This window comes from Paenibacillus thiaminolyticus (assembly GCF_003591545.1).
GTDB classification, from domain to species: domain Bacteria; phylum Bacillota; class Bacilli; order Paenibacillales; family Paenibacillaceae; genus Paenibacillus_B; species Paenibacillus_B thiaminolyticus_A.
This window is the reverse complement of the sequence record NZ_QYZD01000098.1, coordinates 1-1,707: the sequence shown is the minus strand read 5'-3', so window position 1 is coordinate 1,707 and position 1,707 is coordinate 1. Positions and strand designations below refer to the sequence as shown.

The window sequence follows — 1,707 nt, the reverse complement described above, 5'->3', positions numbered from 1 at the left end:
GCCTGGACGGGTTGAAGAGTAAGCTTGATAATATCATGAAGAGCAGTTCAGGTGGTAATCATCCGCGTTCTGCTTCTGAGGGGACGGTTAAAGATACTAATGAAGGTTTATACAAGAGAGGCGGTTTTAGAAAAGGTGCTCGTGCTAATGCGGAGAGCGAAGCGCCGAAAAATGTATCAGGAAAAATGATTTGTCCTACTTGTGGAAAAGACATCCCAGATAGTATTACTATTAATACTAAAAACGGTCCCGTAAAAAGAATTGGATATGACTTAGACCATTATCCAGATACTTGGGCTGAAAGAGTTGCAAGTATGAAAGCTGGTGAAGTGCCGCCTACACGAGCGGAAGTGTTGGATGAGTATAATGCGCGATTAAGAGTTCAATGCCATGAATGTAATATCAGTCATAAGTATGAAGGGGTAGAAGGAACTTATAAAGGAGTAAATAAGGATGATTAACTATGGTGAACTTTACTACGACCACTACAGTAAATTTTTAGGGGAGCCAATTGACCGAGAGGTGTTTAAAAATAATGAAGAAATGCCAAGTATACAAATTTTAAAGTATGAAAACATATTTGAAGAATGCTTAGTTTATAGCACTCTTGGATTTAGCAAGTATGAGGAAGTAGTAGGCGATAATGTTGAGGTTACATTAGTAGTTGATGGAGGATTCAGCAGTGCTGGGTATATTCTTGCAAATGCATTATTTTATTGTATAGGTAACCAAATGCAAATCGGACGAGGAATAGCAATTAGGGGGATTGAAAGTCTTGATAAATCATTTGTACAAAAATACAATAAGAATGCTGTGTACTTTACTGAGCCATTTGCATTCCCAGAAGAATATTACCATATTCCAACGAAGAGTGAAGATAAAGACGGTAAAATTCTGTTAGCTTTTTTTATCTCACAGTCAGAATATGAGTATTTTGTAAAGTATGGAACGGAGAAATTCGAGGATTTACTAGAAGAAAAGAATGTTGATCCGTTTCATGTTAGTAGAGAATCAATTGTTTGATGACTAACCAGTGTTGTATAAAGGTATATTGAGAGCTAAACGAGTGTATTGTGGAAAAACACAAGTTGAATTAAGTCAAAACGGGGATGGTCAGTCATACCATATTTATGATGTCTCAAAAGAGAGACAAATTGCAGTACTTAATATTTGTAATGAAAATTTACGTAAAATTAAGGACTTGTGCCAAAAATACAACGGAGAAATGCCAACAGAGATGAAATTGATTTATGATGTATCCCGAAATAAATTAGAAGTTCAATACAGTTACGAGATAAAATATACAAATGATCCAGTGAAAACAGCAGGGTATATTTTTGACGAGTGGTTTGAAGAAATGGGAGGAAATTTGTAGGTTCAATCCTACTAGCAGGGTCATACAATACAACCAACTAACCAAACACTAAAAAACTTGACAAACACGCTTAGAACAACTTTCAAAGGCTTATTCCAACTTGAACGATGAGGAGGAATGGGCCTTTTTTGCATGTCCAAAATCAAAGGAGGAAAAGGAATATGGCAAAGCATATACAGGAAACGGTAGGTCTGATTGCACGGGCAGAAACAGCGTATTGTTTACCCCGAAGCGCATCCGCATCCATGCGCAAAGTCAGGTGATCGTCAAGAAGCTCACCGCACTGAGCGGCTTCTCGATCGAGAACGAGTACCACCTGCTCGGGGAGCATG

General features: G+C 37.9%; 4 protein-coding genes. All 4 read left to right on the top strand.

The window, feature by feature from the left end; genetic code table 11:
- Positions 1–461, top strand: a 461-nt coding sequence (locus DQX05_RS30085; protein ID WP_259392317.1) for a GH-E family nuclease, incomplete at its 5' end; no start/stop codon positions are given.
- Positions 454–1,023 carry a suppressor of fused domain protein gene (locus DQX05_RS30080; RefSeq protein WP_119796892.1) on the top strand — a complete coding sequence of 190 codons (570 nt, stop codon included), beginning with the start codon at positions 454–456 and terminating at the stop codon, positions 1,021–1,023. The genes DQX05_RS30085 and DQX05_RS30080, both read left to right, overlap by 8 nt.
- Positions 1,024–1,066: 43 nt before the next feature.
- Positions 1,067–1,375 (top strand): hypothetical protein, encoded by a 309-nt coding sequence (locus DQX05_RS30075; protein ID WP_259392316.1) that lies wholly within the window; start codon positions 1,067–1,069, stop codon positions 1,373–1,375.
- 100 nt (positions 1,376–1,475) lie between these two features.
- The coding region (locus DQX05_RS30445; protein WP_147385257.1) for a hypothetical protein at positions 1,476–1,707 on the top strand (232 nt) is incomplete at its 3' end.

What these genes read in the sequence shown, in the direction of transcription:
- DQX05_RS30080 (WP_119796892.1), top strand. Translation starts at nt 454, where the DNA reads ATGATTAACTATGGTGAACTTTACTACGACCACTACAGTAAATTTTTA.